The organism is Pedobacter kyonggii (genome assembly GCF_004310665.1).
GTDB lineage: Bacteria > Bacteroidota > Bacteroidia > Sphingobacteriales > Sphingobacteriaceae > Pedobacter > Pedobacter kyonggii.
Window position 1 is genome coordinate 59,785 of sequence record NZ_SIXF01000009.1, and the last position, 17,385, is coordinate 77,169.

Annotated in this window: 18 protein-coding genes and 1 pseudogene; 9 read left to right on the top strand and 10 right to left on the bottom strand. The window is 39.1% G+C overall.

Features of this window, described 5'->3' with window-relative positions; all coding sequences use genetic code 11:
- The first annotated feature begins 76 nt into the window (after nt 1–76).
- The gene (locus EYS08_RS11410) at nt 77–559 is read left to right on the top strand and encodes a helix-turn-helix transcriptional regulator (protein WP_131030152.1); all 483 of its coding nucleotides are present in this window, start codon (nt 77–79) and stop codon (nt 557–559) included.
- Nucleotides 560–569: 10 nt separating this feature from the next.
- Nucleotides 570–1,232 (top strand): nucleotidyl transferase AbiEii/AbiGii toxin family protein, encoded by a 663-nt coding sequence (locus tag EYS08_RS11415; protein WP_131030153.1) that lies wholly within the window; start codon nt 570–572, stop codon nt 1,230–1,232.
- Between the two features lie 58 nt (nt 1,233–1,290).
- On the opposite strand, the gene EYS08_RS11420 is transcribed toward EYS08_RS11415, so the two are convergent.
- Nucleotides 1,291–4,215 carry a TonB-dependent receptor gene (locus EYS08_RS11420; protein WP_131030154.1) on the bottom strand — a complete coding sequence of 975 codons (2,925 nt, stop codon included), beginning with the start codon at nt 4,213–4,215 and terminating at the stop codon, nt 1,291–1,293.
- A 196-nt stretch (nt 4,216–4,411) separates the two neighbouring features.
- On the opposite strand from EYS08_RS11420, the gene EYS08_RS11425 reads away from it, so the two are divergent.
- Genes EYS08_RS11425 through EYS08_RS11435 form a run of 3 tightly spaced genes read left to right on the top strand, consistent with a single transcriptional unit; the run spans nt 4,412 to nt 8,210 of the window.
- Nucleotides 4,412–6,841: a penicillin acylase family protein gene (locus EYS08_RS11425; RefSeq protein WP_131030155.1), complete on the top strand. Its 2,430-nt coding sequence runs from the start codon at nt 4,412–4,414 to the stop codon at nt 6,839–6,841.
- A gap of 6 nt (nt 6,842–6,847) precedes the next feature.
- Nucleotides 6,848–7,207 (top strand): hypothetical protein, encoded by a 360-nt coding sequence (locus EYS08_RS11430; RefSeq protein ID WP_131030156.1) that lies wholly within the window; start codon nt 6,848–6,850, stop codon nt 7,205–7,207.
- 19 nt (nt 7,208–7,226) lie between these two features.
- Complete coding sequence (locus EYS08_RS11435; protein WP_131030157.1) at nt 7,227–8,210, top strand: LuxE/PaaK family acyltransferase; 984 nt, start codon at nt 7,227–7,229, stop codon at nt 8,208–8,210.
- A gap of 3 nt (nt 8,211–8,213) precedes the next feature.
- On the opposite strand, the gene EYS08_RS11440 is transcribed toward EYS08_RS11435, so the two are convergent.
- The 8 genes from EYS08_RS11440 to EYS08_RS11470 are packed head-to-tail and all read right to left on the bottom strand — an operon-like array spanning nt 8,214 to nt 12,424.
- Nucleotides 8,214–8,651 carry a Fur family transcriptional regulator gene (locus EYS08_RS11440; RefSeq protein WP_131030158.1) on the bottom strand — a complete coding sequence of 146 codons (438 nt, stop codon included), beginning with the start codon at nt 8,649–8,651 and terminating at the stop codon, nt 8,214–8,216.
- A 20-nt stretch (nt 8,652–8,671) separates the two neighbouring features.
- Nucleotides 8,672–9,121 carry a hypothetical protein gene (locus EYS08_RS11445; RefSeq protein ID WP_131030159.1) on the bottom strand — a complete coding sequence of 150 codons (450 nt, stop codon included), beginning with the start codon at nt 9,119–9,121 and terminating at the stop codon, nt 8,672–8,674.
- Nucleotides 9,118–9,555: a hypothetical protein gene (locus tag EYS08_RS11450; RefSeq protein WP_131030160.1), complete on the bottom strand. Its 438-nt coding sequence runs from the start codon at nt 9,553–9,555 to the stop codon at nt 9,118–9,120. The genes EYS08_RS11445 and EYS08_RS11450 overlap by 4 nt, the downstream gene beginning before the upstream one ends.
- Nucleotides 9,552–9,989, bottom strand: coding sequence for a hypothetical protein (locus EYS08_RS11455; protein WP_131030161.1), 438 nt, complete (start codon nt 9,987–9,989; stop codon nt 9,552–9,554). The genes EYS08_RS11450 and EYS08_RS11455 overlap by 4 nt, the downstream gene beginning before the upstream one ends.
- Before the next feature lie 19 nt (nt 9,990–10,008).
- The gene (locus EYS08_RS11460; RefSeq protein ID WP_131030162.1) at nt 10,009–11,223 is read right to left on the bottom strand and encodes an ABC transporter permease; all 1,215 of its coding nucleotides are present in this window, start codon (nt 11,221–11,223) and stop codon (nt 10,009–10,011) included.
- The gene (locus EYS08_RS11465; protein ID WP_131030163.1) at nt 11,223–11,849 is read right to left on the bottom strand and encodes an ABC transporter ATP-binding protein; all 627 of its coding nucleotides are present in this window, start codon (nt 11,847–11,849) and stop codon (nt 11,223–11,225) included. Before EYS08_RS11465 ends, EYS08_RS11460 begins: the two co-directional genes overlap by 1 nt.
- Entirely contained in the window at nt 11,842–12,006 is a 165-nt protein-coding gene (locus EYS08_RS25705) for a hypothetical protein (protein WP_165456428.1), read from the bottom strand. Before EYS08_RS25705 ends, EYS08_RS11465 begins: the two co-directional genes overlap by 8 nt.
- 22 nt (nt 12,007–12,028) lie before the next feature.
- A complete protein-coding gene (locus EYS08_RS11470; RefSeq protein WP_131030164.1) occupies nt 12,029–12,424 on the bottom strand; it encodes a MerC domain-containing protein in 396 nt (131 codons plus the stop codon).
- Between the two features lie 86 nt (nt 12,425–12,510).
- Here EYS08_RS11470 and EYS08_RS26330 point away from each other — a divergent pair, with 86 nt between their 5' ends.
- Nucleotides 12,511–12,735, top strand: a complete 225-nt coding sequence (locus tag EYS08_RS26330; RefSeq protein WP_244215933.1) for a GTP-binding protein — start codon at nt 12,511–12,513, stop codon at nt 12,733–12,735.
- Nucleotides 12,736–13,424: 689 nt separating this feature from the next.
- Here the strand turns inward: EYS08_RS26330 and tyrS are convergent.
- Nucleotides 13,425–14,711, bottom strand: a complete 1,287-nt coding sequence (gene tyrS, locus EYS08_RS11480; RefSeq protein ID WP_131030165.1) for a tyrosine--tRNA ligase — start codon at nt 14,709–14,711, stop codon at nt 13,425–13,427.
- 171 nt (nt 14,712–14,882) lie between these two features.
- Between tyrS and EYS08_RS11485 the strand changes: the two genes are divergently transcribed.
- From EYS08_RS11485 to EYS08_RS26340, 3 genes and pseudogenes are all read left to right on the top strand, one after another.
- On the top strand, nt 14,883–15,557 hold the full coding sequence (locus EYS08_RS11485) for an ACP phosphodiesterase (protein WP_131030166.1): 675 nt from the start codon (nt 14,883–14,885) through the stop codon (nt 15,555–15,557).
- Nucleotides 15,558–15,988: 431 nt separating this feature from the next.
- Nucleotides 15,989–16,369, top strand: a pseudogene (locus EYS08_RS26335) (ATP-binding protein); the annotation flags it as partial.
- Between the two features lie 168 nt (nt 16,370–16,537).
- Nucleotides 16,538–17,185, top strand: coding sequence for an ATP-binding protein (locus tag EYS08_RS26340; RefSeq protein ID WP_244215938.1), 648 nt, complete (start codon nt 16,538–16,540; stop codon nt 17,183–17,185).
- Nucleotides 17,186–17,385: the final 200 nt, after the last annotated feature.

Below are 17,385 nucleotides of genomic sequence, written 5' to 3' on the forward strand. Positions count from 1 at the left end.
CTTTATTTAATAAATAAGCTGTACTGTAAATTATCCATAAACATAAAACTATAAACATTTTTGTTTATTTTTGAATATGGAAAAATTGATCGATAAGTTTAAAGGCATCCACCCCGGTCTTATACTGGAACGTGAGCTTAAAAAAAGGAGGCTTAAAAAGGGCCCATTGGCGCTTTCTTTAAACGAATATCCTCAGACCTTAAATGATATCACAAAAGGCAAAAGAGGAGTCACAGCTTCACTTTCCATTAAGCTAGATCAAATTTTAGGTTTAGAAGAAGGCACCATGCTGATACTCCAGGCTTACTATGAGATACAGAAAGAAAAAAATAAACGGAATGCAGCCGATAAACCCAATTTATCAATTCTCAGAAAGATTCTTTTTTGGGATACCGATTTTGATAAAATAAACTGGAAAAGCCAATATAAATCTGTTATTCAAAGGGTATTGGAGCGGGGAAATAGTGATGAAAAAAATGAACTAATTAGATATTACGGGCAAGATTTAGTGAATAAAGTAGCCATTAATAGTATTGACCAAACCGGTCGAGATATCTAAAAATCAAATTATGTATTGGAATACCGTTAACGAACTTTTAAAAAGCTGCTTGCTTGAACTTATGCAAGCAAAGGAGCTATGTGAATTTCGACTGGTTGGTGGAACAGCGCTTAGTCTTTATCTCGGTCACCGTTTATCGATAGACATTGATCTTTTTACAGATGCAAAATATGGATCAATAGACTTTGATCTAATTGAGAAGTTACTCCGGGATAAGTTTGCCTTTGTTCAAGGTGATTTTGGTCAGTTTGCTGGTTTAGGAAAGTCCTATCTTATTGGCACACATAAAGAAAATATTGTTAAACTAGATCTCTTTTACAGCATGGACCCATTTTTTGAAGATTTTACAGATCATGATGGTGTGCGCATGGCAACCATACCTGAAATCATTGCAATGAAGATGGATATTGTACAAAGAGGTGGCAGAAAGAAAGATTTTTGGGACTTACACGAATTGCTAGATAATTATAGTGTAAGTGATATGATTGAACTTCATAAAAAACGTTTCGAATGGACTCATGATGAAGAAATGATCAGAAAAAACTTCACCAACTTTCTTACTGCAGATAATGACTTTGATCCAATATGTTTAAAAGGGAAAATATGGGAGTTCGTTAAAGAAGATTTAACAGAGGCGATTGATAGCAGCAACAAGGATAAACCAGTCACATAGTGGTAAAAAAGCCCTCTATACTTTTAGCATAGAAGGCCCTTAAAACTCAATTAACTGGTTATGGATTAAAACTAATGGCTACGTAATAGATAGCGCCTGCTGATGGATTTCCGTAAGAAGTGAAATAATATTTGTTCAGTACGTTCGAACCACCCAGTTTAACAATTGATTGTACTGAAGGGATTCTTAAACTCACCTGTGCATCCAAAGAGCTGTATGCAGGTACCTGTCCTGAGGCAAAAGAAGAATTCCAGTAGAATTGGTCTTGCCAACGATACGCCAAATTAAAACCAAAGTTTTTAATAATTTCTTTATTACCAAAACCCAGGTTGTAACGGATTTTCGGGGTATTGAAATCGTTAATGTAATTAACTGGCAAATCTCCGATTTCATTATAGGAAACGTTACCGCTGATGGTATATTTACCCACTAAATAATCTAAACCTAAAGCTGCACCATAAGAAGTTACTTTACCTTCTGCATTGACCGGAACACCAAATTTCACAAAACTTCCGTTAACATTCTGATAAACATCTACTGCAGTGATAAAATCTTTATAAATGTTGTAATAACCATAAGCATCAAGCAATAAATTTGGAAGAAGTAAGCCTTTATACCCTAATTCATAAGATTGAACACTCTCTGGACGTACACCTCTTGAATCAAAAGTATATTGTTGCAACAATGCCGGGTTAGGTGTTCCTGTTGCAGCTGCTGATGCTAAAAATGCACGGTAACTTACATCTGTGAACGGCTTATTACTATCAAGATGGTATTTAGAAAACATAATTTCAGGCAAGCCACCAATCAATCTTTGAGAACCTCCACCTACCGAAAGGTCGATGTATTGATTTTGTGTGGTTGGGTTACGGTAACCTGTTTGGTAAGAAACCCTGATGTTATTGTTTTTAGCAACGGTGAACACCCCAGTTACCCTTGGTGTAAACCGGCCTTCAAAATTCTGACTTTTATCATAACGGCCTGCAAAAGTAAATTTAACCTTATCGTTAAAAAGTTTTTTACCGATCTGCGCAAATGCCCCGTATTCTTTAATATCGATAGAATTTGTCAAGTCGTTAAAAATTGTTCCAGCAGAATTTAAATCATATAAACGGTATGATGCACCAACCTGAAACTCGACCACTTTATCGAAAAGATTGGTAAAGTTATACATGCCTTCGTAGTGATATAGATTTGACTTATCATCGAATTTCGCACCGTAAACACTTTTTGAAGGATCGAGCGCGTTAATACTTGTTGCACTGATTGTGGTATTCATCACTTTATCTTTTGCAGCTTCAAACTGCGGGCTGCCCGGCTCAAAACGACCTTGATTGGCAATTCCTCTTGCAAATGCATGTGCCGCAGCATCATTTTGTCCTGCTGCTCTTGCACCAACATAGTTACCTATATACTGTGGAAACCAGCTTGTTGATGGTTTAGATATCTCATTAACATAACTACCCAAAATAGAGGAAATATAAGAGTCACCAGAACGCTCTTGAGTGGTATAGGCTTTCACAAAAAAATCTTCGCCTTTTACCTCTAATTTATATTGGCCAATGTTAAAGTTGCGCAAAGAATAACGGTCAGAACCAGTATAAACTGAAGTTCCGGTACCCCAATTCGCCTGACCAACTACCTGTACCGTACTGCTGATGTTATAATATAATGCTCCTGAAGCTTTTAACGATTTGGTATCATAATCAACTAAATTTTCTTCGTTATAACCCGTTCTTGAAACATTCTGATCAGGGATTAAACCTGCTTTCAAACCCACGTAAAAAGGAAAATAATTTTGTACCGGACCACGCAATGCTGATGGTAATCCTGCCAAAAACCCTGCCTGTTGTGCTGCATTTGGAATGGCGCCACCAAAAGTCCCGTCCATTAATGCTTTAATATTTGGTATTAAACCACCAGAGCCCGTATTAATTCCGGCAATGGTTGCATTTTGTACACTTAAAGCCACATTACGCATATTCTGGCTCACTTCATCACCATAGCTATTTATCCCGTCATAATTCGTATCACTGTTTCTATCACCAGATTTTGCAGTTCTTGCTACCCTATCGAAGTTTGAATAGTTATTTCCAATCCAATCTTTGGCCTGCAAAAATGAAAATGCAGCTTTTACGCCAAACTTATTGTTCCATGATTTTGCCATGCGCACATCCAACTGATTGAAAGGCTGCACACTGCTGTTATCATCGTTAACATGGTTTACCCCTGTTTTATATTGAAAGCTTGCGCCAGGATATTTAAAAGGATCTTTTGAGGTCATCAATAAGGTACCATTAATACCGCCTGCTCCATAAAGGGCAGATGAAGCACCTGGCAGGAGTTCAACATTATCTACATCGAGCTCAGTTATACCCACAATATTACCTACCGAAAAATTTAATCCAGGTGCCTGGTTATCCATTCCATCTATATATTGATTAAAACGGGTATTACCATTTGAATTGAAACCACGTGTATTAATCGACTTGAAAGTTAAACTCTGCATACTGCTTTCTACACCCTTCAAGTTATTCAAAGCATCGTAAAATGATGGTGCGGCAATTTCCCTGATAGAAGCAGCACTCATCCGCTCGATAGAAACCGGTGATTCCAATATGCGTTCGGGAGTACGCGAAGCCGAAACAACCACATCCCCTCCTAAAATCACTGCCGTTTCGAGTTCCAGGTTAATTCCCGTAGCATTTCCAGTAATTTGCTGTTCAACTGTGCCATAGCCTACGTAAGACGCCACCAGCGTAAAGGGAACCTTAGCCGTTGTTGTAAATGTAAAACTACCGTTGCTTGTGGAGGCTGTACCACCAGAATGGCCTTTGATGGTTAAACTCACACCTGCTAGGCCTTCTTTCGATTGCTTATCTTTTACGGTACCGCTCACCGTAATACTTTGTGCCTGTGCCGCGATGTTGCCTGCGTACACAAATAATAACACGTAGAAGATCTGTGTAAAAATTCTGCTCATAAACGATTGTTAATTTGGTTGTTTGTATTATTAGTTATATAAACTTAAACTCTTTTTTTGAATTAAACAAATTATGTTAGCATAATAATTTCAATTCGAATTATAATTTTGATTGATATACAGTTTGTTGTATTTTGCATTAAACATAAACCGTCATTTTGCCCTATCTTAGCGAAAGACTTGTTAGCTAACCATTATGAATAAAATTAAAGCCGTATTCTGCATCATTATTCCGATAGCATTAGCTTTTTTATTTAATACCAAATTAGGCAGTACACCTCCACTGTTAAAGTTCTTAGATCCTTTTATGGGATTCTGGCAAAATGCAGAGAACAATCATTTTATGTTTAACCATAAAGCGAAAATCAAAGGGGCAATAGATAAAATCGAAATCGTTTTTGACGACCGCATGATTCCACATATTTTCGCACAGAATGATCATGATCTGTATCTGGCACAAGGTTATGTAACCGCCATGCACCGCCTTTGGCAAATGGATTTCCAGACCCGTTTTGCTGCGGGGAGAATTAGTGAAGTAGTTGGCGATAAAGCGATAGAGGTAGACCGCTATCAACGCCGGATGGGCATGGTTTACGGTGCAGAAAACTCGTTAAAAGGTATGATGGCCGATCCTAAAGCAAAAGAAATGATCTTAGCTTATACCGAAGGGATCAATGCCTATATCAAAACGCTTTCTAAAGCCAATTATCCCTTAGAATACAAGATACTCGATTTTAAGCCTGAAAACTGGACGCCTGTAAAATGTGCGCTGCTCCTAAAACAGATGTCGGCGGTATTAGCCATGGGTTCTGACGAATTTTACATGACCAACATCTTGAAAAAATTTGGCCCAGAGGTAACCAAAAATCTCTTCCCGGATTACCCGTTCCGCGAAGACCCGATCATCCCTGTTGGCACAAAATGGGATTTCTCTCCCTTGCCAACACCTAAAACACCAGAAAGCTTTACCCAGGCGCAAACCGGAGAGGTAAAAACGACAGAAAAAGTAGAAGGCATTGGCAGTAATAACTGGGCTTTATCTGGCGCTAAAACTGCATCAGGGTACCCGATTTTGGCAAACGATCCACATTTGGATTTAACACTTCCTTCAATCTGGTATCAGATCCAACTACATGCACCTGGCGTAAATACTTATGGCGTTTCATTACCTGGTGCTCCGGGCGTAATTATAGGTTTTAACCAGAAAATAGCCTGGGGTGTGACTAATGTTGCCGCTGATGTACTGGATTTTTATCAGATTAAGTTTAAAGATCCTACCCACAACGAATATTGGTACAACAATAAATGGAAAGCCACAACAAAGAGATTGGAAACGATTAAAATCCGTGGTGGAAAACATGAAATAGATACCGTTTACTATACGCATCACGGGCCGGTGGTATATTTCCAGAAACCAAAATACGGCAGGGCCGATAATGTACCTGTTGGCGATGCTTTGAGATGGATTGCACATGATGAATCGAACGAGCTCATGACTTTTTATTACCTGAACCGCGGAAAAAATTATAACGACTACCGTAAGGCTTTAACTTACTATACTGCACCTGCACAGAACTTTGTTTTCGCCAGTATGGATAACGATATTGCCATCACGCCAAATGGTAAATTTCCTTTGAAATGGAAGGATCAGGGCAAGTTTATTCTCGATGGTACCGACCCGGCCTACGATTGGCATGGCTGGATCCCAAATGCACAGAATCCAACAGTTAAGAATCCGCCGCGTGGTTTTGTAAGCTCGGCCAACCAGTCTTCTACCGATACGACTTATCCATACTATATTAACTGGGAATTTGCACCTTACGAGCGTGGCAAAAGGATCAACGACCGCTTATCGGCCATGAACAAGGCCACACTGGATAGCATCCGTTTGATGCAGACCGATAATTATAGCATTATGGCACAAAACCTGGTTCCTGCTTTATTGCCCTTATTGAATAATGAGCAGTTAAACGCAACACAAAAAGAAGCATTGGCTTACCTGAACAAATGGAACAAACGTTATGATGCCCATGAAATTGCAGCAAGCGTATTTGAGATATGGACCAAACGCTTATCACATAATATCTGGGCGGACGAATTCGAGGTTAAAGGAATCCCGATGCGTTACCCTTCGAGAGACCGCACGGTGGAAATGATCCTGAAAGAACCCAACGCAACCTGGTATGATAATATCAATACCAGCAAAAAAGAAACATTATCTGACCTGGTTAACGAAGCTTTTAAATATAGCTGCGATAGTTTGGAAAGACGCTTTGGGCCGATAAACAAAGATTGGGACTGGGCAAATGTAAAACAGACCAATGTACCACACCTGGCCAAAATACCGGGATTCGGTTCGAAAGTTTTACAGATTGGTGGCGCGAAAACTACAATTAATGCTTTGAGCGAAGCCAACGGACCATCATGGCGGATGGTGATCGAATTGGGTAAAACGCCAAAAGGGCATGGCGTTTATCCAGGCGGCCAATCAGGTAATCCCGGAAGCAAATTTTATGATAACATGACCGATACCTGGGCAAATGGTAAATTATACAATCTGTTTTATATGCAGAGTCCTGATGATAAATCGGGCACGGTTATTTCTCGTTTAAAAATTTCTAAATAGGCTAAAATGGTTTTCATTGTTATATTAATAATCTGTTTCCTTTTACAAATGATTGCCCCCTGGTGGATCATTATTGTAATTTCTTTTGCCACCTGCGGCATTATCGGCAAAACAGGCAAAATAGCCTTTTGGCAATCTTTCCTCGCTATTTTCTTACTTTGGATCGGATATGCTTTATTTAAAAGCTTGCCTAATGACAACGTCCTTGCCGGTCGTGTGGCCGTAATGACGGGCATAAAACTCTGGTGGGCACTGCTATTGGTTACTGGGATTTTAAGTGGAATGGTTGCGGGGATCAGCGGTTACTGTGGTTATCAGTTCCGCATGGCAATGCTGGCGAAAAAAACTGACGAGAAAATAGCATAATGCTTCGTACTTTTGCCCTGTGAATTTAACAGCTAACGATATATTTTCTGTAAAAGGTAGCGATGCGTTTAACGCCCTTGCCTTAAGCATTTTTAAGTTACAGGCTCAAAGCTGCAATGTTTACCGCGAATATATCTTTCACTTAGGTGTTGATGCTGATGAGGTGGGCCAAATTGCACAGATACCTTTTTTACCCATCAGTTTTTTTAAAAGCCATTCCATCCTCAGCAGTACCGATCCTGTCGAAATTACTTTCAGCAGCTCCGGCACTACAGGCATGGTACAGAGCAGCCATCATGTAACCAACGTTAAATTGTATGAGCAGAGCTATCTACAGGCTTTTGCCCAATTTTACGGAGACATTACTGAATATTGCTTTTTGGCCCTGCTCCCATCCTATCAACAGCGAGCTGGTTCATCGCTGATCTACATGGTGAACGATCTGATCGAAAAAAGCAGGCATCCACAAAGTGGTTACTTTTTATACAACCATGATGAATTGCTGAAAACCCTCCTGGATCTTAAATCAAAAAAACAGAAAACCGTTTTAATTGGTGTTACTTATGCATTGCTCGATTTTATAGAACAGTTTGAAATCGATTTCCCCGAGTTGATTGTAATGGAAACAGGAGGAATGAAAGGGAAACGTAAAGAAATGGTACGCGAAGAGCTACATGAACAGTTAACGGAAGGATTTGGCGTAAAAGCTATCCATAGCGAATATGGAATGACCGAGCTACTCTCTCAGGCTTATTCTTTGGGTGAAGGTATCTTTAACTGCCCAAGCTGGATGCAGGTTTTAATCCGTGACACCAACGATCCTTTAAGTTTGATAGCAAATGGCAGGACTGGTGGCATCAATGTAATCGATCTGGCCAATCTCAATTCTTGCTCATTTATTGCTACGCAGGATTTGGGGAGAATAAATCCTGATCAAAGTTTTGAAGTATTGGGCCGGTTTGACAATGCCGATATCAGGGGTTGTAATCTTTTAGTACAGTAAACGCTAATTTACCTTATCCGAACAGCTCGCGCATAAACCGGTAGCAATCAGATTAAGGTGCTCTACTTTAAATCCGGCAGGAACTTTTAATGCCGGAATTTTAACGGTATCCAAACAGTAAATTTTATGGCAGTTATCGCAGTTAAAATGCACATGTTCATCATGGTGCTCGTGTGCGCTGCAGCCATCAGAACAGATGGCATAATTGGCTGTACCCTGTTGATCTAAAACCTTATGTATAATCCCTTTTTCTTCAAAAGCCTGCAAAACACGGTATAAAGTAACACGGTCTGCATCCTTTCCCATCACCTGCTCCAGATAGGGCTGAGATGTTGCAGAATCTCTTCCGCTCAAAATCTCCAGCACCTGTAAACGTGGGGCAGTTCTTTTTAGTCCGTTTTTAACCAAAAGTTTTTCGAAACGCGCTGTTTTGTTTTCCATAGCAATACAAAAATAAGCAATTAATTAATCAGTTTGGCATTTTTGATACTTATTGGTGGTGCATAGCTCGCATCCTTTTGTTCCAATTTTAAAATCCCCCGTACATGGATGGGTTTTTCGCCATAAGGCACCGCACTTTCCATCTCAACCATAATCATTACCGGAATACCATTTTGTCCACAGAAATAACATTGGTTAATGGGCAGGGTAGCCAAAAGAAATTTCTGTTGTTTCTGTCCGCTTTTTATAGGGATCAGGTAACCTGTTAAATCAAACTCCCTATTCTCAAAACGCCTGATCGATTCTGTAAACAGGGGCAAAAGCTCGTTCTTTTCGGTAAGTTCAAATTTCACTGAGCCGATTACATCCCAATTTAAAGACCGCAACTGATCTTTTGGGTTGTGCTTTTGCGTTTGTGCACTAGCTGAACAAACCGAAAACAGAAAGAAAATAAAGTACAAATGTCTCATCGTTTTATAGCATCTAAAAGAAAAAAAGTAGATCGGCTATCACCAGAATCGTTGATTATAAATTTGCCTTTCAGGGTAATGGGCTCTTCGGTCCAGGTAATCGGTTTTAAAGTCTTCACTTCTATCATCGAAGGGATATCGCCCGTGCCACAATACGGGCAGGAGGCAACGGGCACAATAGAAAACATAAACTCGCTGAAGCTATTGCCAACTTTAGTAGGAATAATATACCCAGGGATTTCGATTATCTTATTATCGATTGCCTTTAATGCAGGTGGAAAAACAGCCTGCCAAACCAATGGTTTTACCTGCTTATCGTATTTTAATCCAATCAGGTTCCAGGTGGGGGTGCGCATATCGGTATGTACACTTACCTGCCCAACAGCCGCAAAAGAGGTCAATATCAATAAAACCGTTATACATTTTTTCATCATAACTGTTTTGCATTTAAAAGAAAAAACTCGCTCCTATCATCACCCGAATCGTTAATAATGAATATCCCTTTCAGTTTGATCGGTTTTTCGGTAATGGGAATAGCCGTCATCATTTTCACCTGCACCATTGATGGAATATCTCCAGAGCCACAGTACGGACAGGAGGCAATGGGTACAATAGAGAACATAAACTCGCTAAATTTCGCCCCTACCTTTGTGGGAATGATGTAACCGGGCAGCTCGATAACCTTATTGTGTAATGCCTTTAATGCCGGTGGAAAAACGCTCCCCCATTTCTTTGGAGCAATTTCGGCATCATACCTTAAACCGATCAGGTTCCAGGTAGGCGTGCGCATGTCGGTATGTACCTTAACCTGCGCCGCTACTACGTGGATAACTAAACATGAAACAACCAATAAAACCAACTTCTTCATCGTATCAACCTCAACCGGGTTATCTGTTTTTGGTTAAAGTTTCGGCAATATCAACCTTGTAAATCTGCATAGCAGGGATAAGCGAGGCTAAAGCGCCGATAAACAGTCCGATCCAGATTAAATATATCTCCTGCGGAATTGCAGTAAGCCCGGTTAATTTTGCCTGAGCAGATTCCTGATTGGCCCCAATTACCTCAAGGGCAACATGCCCGATCAACAAACCCAAACAAGAGCCGATAAACGTAACCAAAACCCCTTCGAACATGACCAGGAAAAAGAGTTTTGATTTTGATGCTCCCAGACAGCGCATAATAGCCAGGTCGTATTTCCGCTCTTTCATGGCGTTATAAAGGCTGATAAAAATACTCAGGGCAGCTATGCCCATAATAAATATAGCGAACCATTGTAACGTGTCAATACCAACGCCGATCAGCGAAAACAACCTCGCACTTTCCATCGCCGGAGAGGCCGCCTGCATGTTTGTACTCTGGTTAACCATCCGCGGGAAAAGAATAACCGACATTGGCGATTTATACTGGATCAGCAAGGCTGTAATCTGTTTATCGTTAATCTCTTTGGCTTCTTCTGCAGAAACGTGGCTATGGCCTTCAACATGCTTCTCTTCATGCATTTTATACACACTGCCAATATTAGTGAGGATCAGATTATCGGTTATATTTCCCTGTGGTTTTAAGATCCCTTTTACCTGGTAAGCATGTTGTTTATGAACATCTCCATTCCCGGTTAAACCATGTGCGCCGAAAAATAAATCGCCAATCCTGAGCCCCGATGTTAATGCAACAGTGCTACCAAGGGTTACTTCTAAATCTTGATGCCAAAAACTGCCCTTTTGGATAGATAAACCGTAAAGATTGGAGAAAGTGCTATCGGTGCCAACAATCCGGTAGCCGTTATAATTATCGCCCAATGCCAATGGAACCGCTCTTTTAACCATTGGGTTCTGCATTAATTTATAAGCATCTTTAGCCGGGATATTTCCTGTTGGGTAATCGATATGGTAAACACTGCTTAATATCAACTGTAAGGGACTTCCTTTTGCCCCCACAACCAGATCGATATCCTTAGCATTTTTTTCCAGTTTGCTGCTAATCTGCGTAGAAGCCAAAAAAAGAATAGAGAGGATGCCCACACCAAAGGCAACTAAAATAATATTCAAAATTGTTGTTAGCTTATTCCTGATGAGGTTTTTGCTACTGATTTTAAAGATATTCATTAGAGTAGATAGGTTTTAGTAATGTGGTCACGAACCCTTCGATCATGCGTGGCAATGATCAGTGCAGCTCCATTATCTTTAGCCTGGGTAGTCAGCAGCTGGATTACCTGATTGGCATTTTCATCATCTAAGCTAGATGTAGGCTCATCCGCAATCAGCAGATCGGGTTTGTTTACCAATGCACGCGCCACTGAAACCCTTTGCAACTGCCCCTGACTTAATTGGTCAGGATAATTTTTAGCCAGTTCGGCAATACCCAGATCGTGCAAAAGTGAAAGGTTCCGTTCATGATCTATAGGTAACCCAGCCATTACCGCAGCAAGCGCTAAGTTCTCGAGCACATCAAGTGAACGAATAAGATGCGGCCTTTGAAAAATGATACCGATATGTCTTCCCCTAAACCGATCCCGCCCTCTTGCGGGCAAGGTATACAAATCGGTTCCGTTTATTAAAACTTCACCCTGGCTTGGCTCCAAAAGACCAGAAATAATATTGAGCAGTGTACTCTTTCCACTGCCGGAGGCACCCAGTAAAAGCCATTGCTCCATATCTGCGATTTCCCAACAAGGAAACCTTAAACTTCTCCCCTTCTCATAAACATGTGCCAGTGAACTGATCTTAATCATGATGTAACACCTTTTGCACTTTTTTAATTACCAGATTTTTGATGGCATAACGCCTGTAGAGTTCTATTCCATCATTTGTACCGTGCTTACAGGCAGGGTTTAACATGGTGATGAACAACAATGCCGGGATAAACAGGATTTTATAATTCTTTGACATATTAATTAATAAGGATAAATTTTTAGTGCTGATAATCTATGGGGCAAGATTTAAGCATTCTTAAATTGATGTAGTGAGCAATGGCAATGGTAAATCCACCAAGTGGGATCAAAATCGGCTCCAGCACCTCAATTCCTGAAAAATGCCCGAATGCAATGCAGGCAAAGCCTAAAATAAGTACCAGGATTGGCATAATACGGCGATGTTGTTTCCGGTAGGCAGCACTTAAGCTCCATACCCCGATAATCAATGAAACTGCAATCATCGTAATTTCAACGGCTTCATTGGCCAGGAACCCCATTCCCCACATCGGCAAAACAGTGATCAGGAATGGTAATGCTGCGCAATGTATGGCACAAAGTGTTGAGGCGGTAATGCCGATCCGGTCGAGGTTGATTTTATAGCTCCGTAGTTTCATTAAAATAAATTTAGTCTGCAAATATAAAGGCAATATGGTTGCATTTAAAATAACCAGAAGCATATTTGCAACATAATTGCATTAACATGATAAAGATATTACCAGTAACCGTATTGAGCGGCTTCTTAGGCAGTGGTAAAACGACACTTCTTATGCATTGCTCTGGCGTAGACTATCTGAAAAACAGAACAGAAATTGATGCAGATTGGGATAATAATTTTGGAGACCGTAAAAATAAACTTGTTTTTATTGGACAGGAAATGAAACAACGATGCGCTAAAAAAATCGCTCGAATACTGTCTGTCAACTGATACATAAACAAGAAATTATAAACAAAAAAACTTTAAGAACCCTTTTGAGCATATTTTACCTTAAAATGAAATAATAGTCGATGAAATGAACAAAATGGTAGTTTTTCGATGATATTCTTAGGTTTTATTTTGTGTAAATTTGATTTACCCAACCAAACTTACGCTTATTATGGAACCCACAGAAGAATTAACTTTAGTTAAAACCCGCTTATCTTGCCCGAAGTGTAAAAATTTCGAAACCTATAGGGTACCAAGGGGTTTTCTCTTTAAAACGCTTATACCATGGATTTCAGTTAAGAGGTACAAATGTTATAAGTGCTTTAATAAGTTTTACGTATTTAATTAGCATCTATAAGTTAACATCTCATTTAAGCCACTGAAGTGGCTTTTTTCGTTTCAGGATGAAATGTTTTGCTAAAAGCAGTTCGCATTATTTAAGCGCGGTTAGCTCAAATTTTTAAACACATAATTTTAAAGGAATCAGGAGACTAACCACAGCAACATTGGTTTACCGCTTTAACCGCAAAAAGGATGAAAAGGACAGGTTACCAGATCAGGAGTAGTTACAAAAGAAGTTAAAAGAAAGGCACCTTATGGGGTGTCATGTTGAGCCTGTCGAAACACTATATGGCGTTTTGAGATTCAATTTTAAATCCAAGCCCAATGAATATTCATTGGGCCCGAAAATATTATCCGGCGATTAAAAGAAAGTAGTTTTTCTTTCCTTTTTGTACCACTATAAATTTGTCATTAATCAGATCCGCGGTATTGAAAACCTGCATAGGATCTGCGACTTTTTCTTTATTTACAGAAACACCTCCACCTTGTATCAGTTTTTTGGTTTCACCTTTAGAAGAGAAAACGGTAGCCTTTTCTGCAAGCAAAGTAGCTGCATCAATACCCTCTGTTAGCTCAGATTTCGAAATGTTAAACTGTGGAATACCCTCGAACATTTCTAACACCTGATTTTCAGATAAACTTTTTAAAAATTCCAATGATCCGTTACCAAATAAAAATTCAGATGTTTTAATAGCAGTTTCCAAGGCTTCCTCCGAGTGGGTTTTTATCGTGATATCTTCAGCTAAAGCTTTTTGAAGGATACGCAGATGTGGAGCGGCGTCATGTTCCTTTTCTAAGGCTTCTATTTCTTCTTTATTCTTAAGGGTAAAAATACGGATCCATTTTTTCACATCATCATCTGATGCATTTAACCAAAATTGGTAGAATTTATATGGAGAAGTTTTCTCTGGATCCAGCCAAACTGCACCACTTTCGGTTTTACCGAATTTGGTTCCATCTGCTTTTTTAATCAACTGTGTAGTAATGGCATAAGCTGTACCTGCATCTTTCCTTCTGATCAGCTCCGTACCGGTTACAATATTGCCCCATTGATCAGATCCACCCATTTGTACCAAACAGTTTTCATTTTTCCATAAATGATAAAAATCGTAACCCTGAATCAACTGGTAACAGAACTCGGTAAAAGACAGACCAGAATCGCCTTCCAAACGTCTTTTAACACTATCTTTTGCCATCATGTAATTCACGGTAATGTGTTTACCTACATCCCTGATAAAGGTAAAAAGATTCATATCCTTAAACCAATCGGCATTGTTAACCATTACTGCGCCATTTCCACCTTCTTCAAATTTTAAGAATTTAGCCAATTGCTTTTTCATCCCTTTCAGGTTATGCTCAATCATTTCAGGTGTTTGAAGATTACGTTCATCAGATTTCCCTGAAGGATCGCCTACCATACCCGTAGCACCACCAACCAAGGCAAACGGTTTGTGACCGGCATTTTGGAAATGAATCAGTGTCATGATCTGCGTTAAGTGCCCAACGTGCAACGAATCTGCAGTAGGGTCGAAACCGATATAACCAGAAGTCATACCCTCGTTTAACTTTTCCTCAGTATTCGGCATAATATCATGCAGCATGCCACGCCATCTTAACTCTTCAACAAAATTCGTCATTGTACAAACACTTTAATAATGTGCGTGCAAAGATAAAATTTTAGCTTAGTTTAAAGCAAATTAGTTGGTTTTGTAAACGAGTTATCGAAATTGCGCTTTGCAGCCATGCATCCTTACCAATATTTTACCATTGGCTCTTTACAACCATATCAGAAAACATTACCTTGCAAGATGAACTTTTTATCCCATTATTATTTCGACCGGACAAATAATGATGCCAATGTGGTAATGGGAACGGTGTTGCCAGATCTGATTAAAAATGCGGCAAAAGAGGCAAATTTATATCCACAGAAGAATGAATTCCTGTTTAAAGGAAATCCTGATGAAGAAAACCTGCTTTTTGGCTGGAAAAGACATTTAGCGGTCGACCTGCTTTTTCATTCCTCCAATTTTTTTCTCGAGAAAACCACCGAGCTTAAGCAGCTCATTAAGCCCATTGTAGAAAATACTGCAGTCCGCCCCTCATTTCTTGCTCATATTGGCTTAGAACTTTTATTGGATCATTTATTGGTAGTGCATAACCTGGTTCAGGTAAATTATTTTTATGATAAACTCGAAGTGGTAAAAAAAGAATCATTAAGGGATTTTCTGGAGCACTGTAACCTGAAAGATCCAGAGGTATTTTTCGATTTTCTAGAAAAGTTCATCAGCAGTAAATACCTGTTGAGTTACCAAAAACTCGAAAATATCAGTTATGCCCTTAACAGGATCTGTATGCGTTTGTGGCCAGAAACGTTAAATGAAAAACAGTTGCAGCAGCTGACTCTTGAGCTGGGCCTTTTCAAGGCGGTTTTGGAAAAAGATTACCTGGATATTTTTAAGGAGATTGAAGGGAAGTTAATATAAAACGTTTCTTGGATATTAATCAGTTGAGCATTAACAGAAGTTAGACCAGATATGATGAATACTTAATCTTATCGTTCCCAATATTTTATAGCAGAAAGGCTCTATTTTTATACTTCATAAAATTTAAGTTTAGCTTATATTATAAGTATACCGGACAATAGTTTGATCCCAATGCCAAATATAATTCCACAGACATCATGACAGAATAGTCTTGATTCTTAAAAGGGAATTTCCATAAATCATATCTACATGAAAGATAATTTTCAAATAATAGTCTTTATTAAAAAGATATTTTTAGCATAAATAAATCTCAAATAAAGACGATTTTGTATATTTGAGAGATTTTAATTCAAAACCAAGAAAGAACCCTGTCTAAGAATCTTAGATCTCGTAATACTGGCATATCGTTAGATCTTGAAAAAATACAGGCAATTATCGGCCCGCGGCGTGTAGGCAAAACCTCAGCAATGCAACTGACCATTGAGGAGTTAAAAAAAGTTCGCCATATATCACCTCAACAGATTATCTATTTCAATTTTGAAGATTAACGTATACAATTCGAACCCCATCAGCGCGATTTAATTCTACAAGCATGGCAGGAACTCAATGCAGAAACCAAATTGGAAAATGCGTGGTTCTTTTTTGATGAAGTGCAAGCGGCACCAGGTTGGGAGCGATTCGTAAACCGTATTAACGAAACCTTATCAAAAAAAATCTTTTTTACAGGCAGCAACAGTTCTGTACTTCATACAGAGCTGAAATCTGTATTGCGAGGTCGTAGCATAGCAATCGAGTTACTTCCTCTTTCCTTCAAAGAATACTGCGAATTCAGTAATTTTATACCATCAGAGTATGGATTAGCCAAAAGCAAAACAATAGCGTTATTTCATAAGTACTTAGTTAATGGAGGATATCCAGAAACGATTAATCTCCCTTCGCAACAAATAAGTTTGGCTTATTTACAGGAATATTATAATGCAATGTTACTAAGAGACATTATTGAATATAATCACTTGAGTAATTACGCCTATCTAAGAAGCCTTTATCGCCAGGCTGCATCGACAATAGGCAAAACGATAAGCATTCGCCGGTTATATAACCAGCTTAAATCACAGCAGTACAATGTAGGGGTAAATAGTGTTTATGACGCGATGAATATGGCTGAACAAGCTTATCTGTTTAAAAGAATTAGCAGGTTTGATTATTCAGAGAGTAAGCGAGAGAAATCAGACAAAAAAATTTATTGGCTGGATAACGGTTTGCTAAATGCAAATACAGCACATTATACGGGCAATAATGGTTTATTATTAGAAAACCTAGTATATAAAGAGCTTTATCTTAAATTCGGAAATATATATACTAATAATATCTATTACTATGCAGAGGCATCCGGCGAATGTGATTTCATAATCTATCCAGAAGGCGGAACCGCTTTACCCGTACAGGTAAGTTGGACGCTCACTGATCCTGATACAAGGAACAGGGAAATAAAAGGACTGCTTAAAGCTACCACCTACTGTAAAGTTAGCGAAGCTTTGATTATTACGCTCGATGAAGAAGAAGAGTTGACTATAGATGATGTGCATATTCAAATAATTCCAGCTTGGAAATGGATGTTACGGCCATAAATGAAACTTAACATGCCCCATGACTAAAGGCACAGCAAAAGCGTAAAAAAAATCTTCGGACATAGTCTCGATTGATAAAGATCCTTGGCAATTAACATAACTTCTAATTTGCCGACGATTTTAAGAATGAAAAGTAAATGTATTATATTCTAAATGGGACAAGAAATATCGAAACACAAGACGAAAGAGAATGTGTGATT

Coding starts and splice junctions, on each gene's coding strand:
- EYS08_RS11410 (WP_131030152.1), top strand. CDS start 77: ATGGAAAAATTGATCGATAAGTTTAAAGGCATCCACCCCGGTCTTATA.
- EYS08_RS11415 (WP_131030153.1), top strand. CDS start 570: ATGTATTGGAATACCGTTAACGAACTTTTAAAAAGCTGCTTGCTTGAA.
- EYS08_RS11420 (WP_131030154.1), bottom strand. CDS start 4,215: ATGAGCAGAATTTTTACACAGATCTTCTACGTGTTATTATTTGTGTAC.
- EYS08_RS11425 (WP_131030155.1), top strand. CDS start 4,412: ATGAATAAAATTAAAGCCGTATTCTGCATCATTATTCCGATAGCATTA.
- EYS08_RS11430 (WP_131030156.1), top strand. CDS start 6,848: ATGGTTTTCATTGTTATATTAATAATCTGTTTCCTTTTACAAATGATT.
- EYS08_RS11440 (WP_131030158.1), bottom strand. CDS start 8,651: ATGGAAAACAAAACAGCGCGTTTCGAAAAACTTTTGGTTAAAAACGGA.
- EYS08_RS11445 (WP_131030159.1), bottom strand. CDS start 9,121: ATGAGACATTTGTACTTTATTTTCTTTCTGTTTTCGGTTTGTTCAGCT.
- EYS08_RS11450 (WP_131030160.1), bottom strand. CDS start 9,555: ATGATGAAAAAATGTATAACGGTTTTATTGATATTGACCTCTTTTGCG.
- EYS08_RS11455 (WP_131030161.1), bottom strand. CDS start 9,989: ATGAAGAAGTTGGTTTTATTGGTTGTTTCATGTTTAGTTATCCACGTA.
- EYS08_RS11460 (WP_131030162.1), bottom strand. CDS start 11,223: ATGAATATCTTTAAAATCAGTAGCAAAAACCTCATCAGGAATAAGCTA.
- EYS08_RS11465 (WP_131030163.1), bottom strand. CDS start 11,849: ATGATTAAGATCAGTTCACTGGCACATGTTTATGAGAAGGGGAGAAGT.
- EYS08_RS25705 (WP_165456428.1), bottom strand. CDS start 12,006: ATGTCAAAGAATTATAAAATCCTGTTTATCCCGGCATTGTTGTTCATC.
- EYS08_RS11470 (WP_131030164.1), bottom strand. CDS start 12,424: ATGAAACTACGGAGCTATAAAATCAACCTCGACCGGATCGGCATTACC.
- EYS08_RS26330 (WP_244215933.1), top strand. CDS start 12,511: ATGATAAAGATATTACCAGTAACCGTATTGAGCGGCTTCTTAGGCAGT.
- tyrS (WP_131030165.1), bottom strand. CDS start 14,711: ATGACGAATTTTGTTGAAGAGTTAAGATGGCGTGGCATGCTGCATGAT.
- EYS08_RS11485 (WP_131030166.1), top strand. CDS start 14,883: ATGAACTTTTTATCCCATTATTATTTCGACCGGACAAATAATGATGCC.
- EYS08_RS26340 (WP_244215938.1), top strand. CDS start 16,538: ATGTTACTAAGAGACATTATTGAATATAATCACTTGAGTAATTACGCC.